This is a genomic window from uncultured Algibacter sp., assembly GCF_905480415.1.
In the GTDB taxonomy this organism is placed as follows: Bacteria; Bacteroidota; Bacteroidia; order Flavobacteriales; family Flavobacteriaceae; genus Algibacter_B.
The window spans coordinates 1-5,531 of record NZ_CAJQQI010000188.1 but is presented as its reverse complement, the minus strand read 5'-3'; the positions used below and the strand labels follow the sequence as shown (position 1 = coordinate 5,531).

The following is a 5,531-nucleotide window of genomic DNA, read 5'->3' as shown; positions in this document are numbered from 1 at the left end:
GATTTAAGCTTTTTTGTTACTAATTATTTTTTGAATGCGGATTCGTAAATATCTATCCATTCTTCCGTGCTTACTTTTGCAGTTAATTCGCCTATTAAATCAAAAGGGATATCTTCCATTTTTTTAAACCGGATACAGCTTTTACCCATATCTAGTTTATACTTACAGCGTTTAGTATATTCTGAAGTAAACCAATCCATCAAATCTTTCCTAGAATAAAGTACCATACTATAGACAGCTACAAAGTTTTTTTGAGATGCTAAATTCATAAATGGCAAAGGATCTTTTGGGTTACAATGGTACCCATCTGAATAAACTGAATGTGGTACAACATAACCTAACATTCCATAATTCATTAGTTCTTCAATCCCTTTTGGAAGGTTGTCTAAAATTTGTTGTCTTAATTTAGAAACGGGTTCTTTCCTGTCTTCTGGTAATTCTTCCAGATATTGTTTTGGTGATGTTGCTTTTGACTGCATAATTAAATTATTTACGTTGAAGTATTAATCCTGAAATTACAGCTATAATAAATCCTATAATTAGAACAGTTGCCGTCATAACTAATGAACTAATTATTGAATTTGAGAATAACGCTTTTTCCGCCTCCATATCTTGAAGCCTGATTTGAAATTCGGCAGCAGACAATGAGGATTTTGCTTTTTCAACCATATGATTATAGTACTCGGTAATAAACTCTGGGTTAATAACTTCTACATAAATATAATTAATAATTCCAAAAGTTAACCCTGCAAGTAAGCTAACTAAAACACCAATTACTAGGGCCTTACCAAAAGAAACTGAACCGTTATTAATAGACTCCTTATAGTTTTTAATAGCAAAATAAATAAAAAGTAAAGCTAATACAATACTAATGTATCCGAAAATCTCACTATTGGAATAACTCAGGCTATCTCCTAATGAAAATTCTATTGCAAATAAAATAACAAGGGTTAAGCTAGTTAAAAGACCGAATTTTAAAACTGATTTTCTCATACGATTGAAATTGATTATTAAGCTATAAAACTATTAATGTAATAAAAAATTATGGTCATACTAAAGTACCAAATTACAAGTAATCAATAAAAAGGCTTGAATAAATTGAAAATCTTTGGCTATTTGTAACGCTTTTGTTCTGCGTTTTGCATTTAACCTCACTAACAAATTAGATACATGTGTTTTGATAGTACTTGCCGAAAGAAATAATTTATTTGCTATTTCTTTATTTGATAAACTTTCTGAAATAGCTTGAAGCACCTCATATTCGGGAGATGTGATTTCTAAATCTTTGATTTTTTGTTGATTGATTTTTTTGAGAAGTATCTATAGGCTTACGAAGACTTTTTTGTTGATGTATATTCTAATAATTAAATAACAATAGCACTTATAACGATATCAAATTCTTTTTTAAAACTTCCAGCGTTTATGGAATATGTGCTAATTTGAAATAATAGTAACAAAGCCAATATTAATCCTGAAAAAACTAAAATAGTTTTCTTTATGCCTTAAAATTAATAAAATTTAGTTTTAATTTTATCAACTATAGTTTGAGCCAATTTTTCTTTACTTTCGATAGTCCAGCCAGCAACATGCGGTGATAATAATACCTTTTCTGAATTTATTAAATATCGAAATGCTTCTGGCAATTCTGAAGAAAAAAGTGTTTCAAAAGATGCTTTTTCGTATTCTAAAACATCTAACCCAGCTCCTAAAATTTTATCTGATTTTAATGCAGAAACCAAATCTGCTGTGGCTACACTTTTACCTCTGGCGGTATTAATAAGCCAAAATGGTTTTTTAATTTGATTAATAAACGCTGTATTAATCATGTTTAAGGTTAGGGGAGTTTGTGGGGTGTGTAAACTCACAACATCTACTTTTTCTTGAAAGATTGCAAGTGAAACTTGTTTTGCATTTTCATCTCCAACATTCTCTTTTATATCATAACATAAAACCTCAACATCAAACCCGCGTAGCTTTTTCGCAAAAGCTTTCCCCATGTTTCCGTAGCCAATTAAACCTACTGTCTTTCCATCAAGTTCTACTCCTCTATTTTCTTCTCGTAACCATTTACCTTGTCGCACCTCATGATCTCCTTTATTCAGATTATTGAAAAGTGACAATATCATACCTAGCGTATGCTCACCAACCGCATTTCTATTGCCTTCTGGTGCGGATATTAAATACACGCCTTTTTGTTCGGCATAGACGCCATCTATATTTTCTAATCCTGCACCAACACGACCAATAAATTTTAGGTTTTTTGCTGCATCTAAAAATTGTTTATCTATGGTAAAACGGCTTCTTAAAACAATGCCATCATACTCATGGATTTTTGCTTCAACGACTTTTTTTGAAGATTTATAATCTTCATGATTCGTCAAACCTAAATCGTTTAATTGATTGATTAATAATTCGTGGTTAGTGTCTAGATGTAATACTTTCATTTAAATTTTCGGGAAATGGGTTTGTGTCTTTTCGTGTTTTACTTTTCCAGTATGTGCAGTATCAAGTTTTTCGAATAATAATACATGGACTTCTTCATCGTTTTTTGTGAATGGGTTATGCTCTACACCTTTTGGAACTACAATAATTTCGCCTTCGTTTACCACTTCTGTTCGGTCTCTGAATTGCATATATAATGTGCCTTTAATAACTTGAAACAATTCATCCTCATCATCATGAATGTGCCAAACAAATTCGCCTTTAAGTTTCGCCAAAATAACCTGCATATTGTCTACCACGGCAATTTGATGTGGATGCCAATTTTTATCGAATTTAGAGAACTTATCCTTTATGTTAATACTTTTCATGATGTAAAATTACGAAGTTTTGCGTTAGGGATTGTAGCGACATCCTTTTTAAAGTTTGGAAAAAGAAGGTTTGTGTTATAACTTTAATTTAACAGATTGCGACGTCGCTCACTCCTCGCAATGACGTCTTTAAAAGATATAGTGTAAAGCCTGACCCTTGTGCTAAACTGCCTACCGGCAGACAGGCGGCCAAATATTAAATTCCGAGAATCATTTTTGCTATCCAAAAATATAGTAGAATACCTAAAATATCATTGCTTGTAGTAATAAAAGGACCTGTGGCAATTGCTGGATCGATGCCGCGTTTGTTTAGAAACAATGGCACAAAAGTTCCGATGAGTCCCGCCACAATAATAACGGCAACAAGAGATACTGAAATAGCCAAAGCGGTGTTTAACTCGCCTTCGAAAGCCCATATAAATAAAAAGAGAAATATAGCCAATATGATACCGTTAAGGGCTGCGAGCAACATCTCTTTTATTAATCGGCTATTGACACTGCCACGAACATCATCATTGGCCAAACCTTGCACGATAATAGCGCTAGACTGTACGCCTACATTTCCAGCCATTGCTGCAATTAGGGGCGTAAAAAAGAATAATATTACCGCTTTTCCTGTAAAAAGTCCTTCGAAGCCTTCCATAATTAAAAAAGCACCTATGCCACCTACTAAGCCTAAAAACAGCCATGGTAAACGCGCTCTGGTAAGCTCAAGAATACTATCATCTGCCTCAACATCTCCGGTAATACCGGCCGCCATTTGGTAATCTTTATCGGCTTCTTCTCTCAGTACGTCTACAATATCATCAATGGTAATTCTACCTAAAAGTATTTGATTTCTATCAACTACAGGAATAGCTTCTAAATCATACTTTGCCATTACTTTGGCCACTTCTTCTACATCATCATGAACATTAACATAGTCTACATTAACCTTAACTAAGTCTGATATTTTTTGCTCGCTTTTAGCTACAATTAAATCTTTCAAAGACAGGCGACCAATAAGCTTTTCTTCCTTATTTACTACATAAATAGAATGCACGCGTGTTACTTCTTCGGCTTGCCCCCTAATCCTTCTCATACAGCCAGCAACCGTCCATGTTTCATAAACTTTTACAAGCTCTTTGGCCATGAGTCCACCTGCTGTATCTTCATCGTAGGCTAAAAGTTCGGTAATTTCTGCTTTGTGTTCTTCGTCTTCGATCTGAGCAATTACCGCCTGTTGACGATCTTCCGGCAATTCTGAAATAATATCTGCCGCATCATCGGTATCTAATTCTTCAACTTCTTCGGCAATTTCTTTGGCAGAAAGATTTTTTAAAACTTTTTCTCGATTGTCTTCATCCAACTCCATTAGGATGTCTGAAGTTCTTTCAGAGTCAAGAAGCTTTATAACATACACTGCTTGTTCTAGATTTAATTCATCTAAAATTTCAGCAATATCAGCGTAATGAAACTCATCTAATAGTTTGTGAAGTTCTTTATCGTTTTCTTCCTCGATAAATAGCTCAACCCGCTCAATGAGTTCATCGGTTAATTGAAATTGTATGTTTTCGTTTTCTTCTGACAAACGGAAAAAATTAAAAGGTTCTAAACGTCTTCTTCTAATAATTGTGTGAGCTCAATAAAAGCTTGAACACTTAATTGTTCTGGACGTTTGTCAAATATACTATTTGCTTTTAAATTATCAGATAAATCAAATGTTTTTAAACTGTTACGAAGTGTTTTTCGGCGCTGTTGAAAAGCCGCTTTAACGACTTTAAAAAAGAATTTTTCATCACATGGTAAAGAATAATCTGCCTTTCTTGTAAGTCTTAAAACACCTGACTCGACTTTTGGTGGCGGGTTAAACACATGTGGTGGTACTGTAAATAAATATTCGGCGTCATAAAACGCTTGTGTTAATACTGAAAGAATCCCATATACTTTACTACCTTCTTTTGAGCAGATACGTTGTGCTACTTCTTTTTGAAACATCCCTGAGAATTCAGGAATTTGATCCCTCATTTCTAAGGTCTTAAAAACGATTTGGGTTGAAATATTATAAGGAAAGTTCCCAATGATGGCAAACGGTTCTTGATTGAAAACTTCGTTTAAATCGTATTTTAAAAAGTCTTTTTCTATAATTCTTGGTGCGAGATTAAGGTAATTTGCTTGAAGATATTCAACTGACTCAGGATCAATTTCTATAACATAAGTTGTTTTATCTTTTTTTAGCAAATATTTGGTAAGCACACCCATACCTGGACCAATTTCTAAAACATTTTTGTAGTCTTTTAAAATGAGTGTGTCTGCTATTTTTTCTGCTACAGACTCGTCATTTAAAAAGTGCTGACCTAAATATTTTTTTGCTTTTACCTGATGTTGGTTGGGTTTATATGCCACTAATTCACGGATTTGGATTATTAGACAAAACTAAGCTATTTAAAATTCACGGTGTACTCATCTAAAATCTCAAGTTCCGTTCTAAAAGCCAGCATTTTATCTGCAAATTTTTTCATGCCTTCATTTCTTAATTTTTCGGCATCTTCTCTATAATAAGCGTCTAAAGCTTCTCGTGAATATGAGCGGTACTGAACAGAATAGGTGACACCTCCCATATCTTCTTCCACTAAAACTCTCGACAACGTTGCCTTTTCAAATTTTCCTGTACCTAAAACTTTCGGGATGTGCTCTTTTATCCAAGTAAGCCATTCGTCATGAATGGATTCTTCAATGTTT

Annotated in this window: 8 protein-coding genes; all 8 read right to left on the bottom strand. The window is 33.6% G+C overall.

What is annotated here, in order from left to right; translation table 11 throughout:
• Window positions 1-23 precede the first annotated feature (23 nt).
• Window positions 24-479 carry a DUF1801 domain-containing protein gene (locus QZ260_RS12730; RefSeq protein ID WP_295986861.1) on the bottom strand — a complete coding sequence of 152 codons (456 nt, stop codon included), beginning with the start codon at window positions 477-479 and terminating at the stop codon, window positions 24-26.
• 7 nt (window positions 480-486) lie between these two features.
• Entirely contained in the window at window positions 487-993 is a 507-nt protein-coding gene (locus QZ260_RS12725; protein ID WP_295986859.1) for a DUF4199 domain-containing protein, read from the bottom strand.
• Between the two features lie 60 nt (window positions 994-1,053).
• The gene (locus QZ260_RS12720) at window positions 1,054-1,254 is read right to left on the bottom strand and encodes a LuxR C-terminal-related transcriptional regulator (protein ID WP_295986856.1); all 201 of its coding nucleotides are present in this window, start codon (window positions 1,252-1,254) and stop codon (window positions 1,054-1,056) included.
• Between the two features lie 254 nt (window positions 1,255-1,508).
• On the bottom strand, window positions 1,509-2,444 hold the full coding sequence (locus QZ260_RS12715; protein ID WP_295986854.1) for a 2-hydroxyacid dehydrogenase: 936 nt from the start codon (window positions 2,442-2,444) through the stop codon (window positions 1,509-1,511).
• Window positions 2,445-2,810 (bottom strand): cupin domain-containing protein, encoded by a 366-nt coding sequence (locus QZ260_RS12710; protein ID WP_295986851.1) that lies wholly within the window; start codon window positions 2,808-2,810, stop codon window positions 2,445-2,447. It lies immediately after the preceding gene.
• A 196-nt stretch (window positions 2,811-3,006) separates the two neighbouring features.
• Entirely contained in the window at window positions 3,007-4,380 is a 1,374-nt protein-coding gene (mgtE, locus tag QZ260_RS12705; RefSeq protein ID WP_295986848.1) for a magnesium transporter, read from the bottom strand.
• Between the two features lie 20 nt (window positions 4,381-4,400).
• Window positions 4,401-5,195 (bottom strand): 16S rRNA (adenine(1518)-N(6)/adenine(1519)-N(6))-dimethyltransferase RsmA, encoded by a 795-nt coding sequence (gene rsmA / locus QZ260_RS12700; protein ID WP_295986845.1) that lies wholly within the window; start codon window positions 5,193-5,195, stop codon window positions 4,401-4,403.
• 35 nt (window positions 5,196-5,230) lie between these two features.
• The coding region (locus QZ260_RS12695) for a DUF4286 family protein (protein ID WP_295986841.1) at window positions 5,231-5,531 on the bottom strand (301 nt) is incomplete at its 5' end.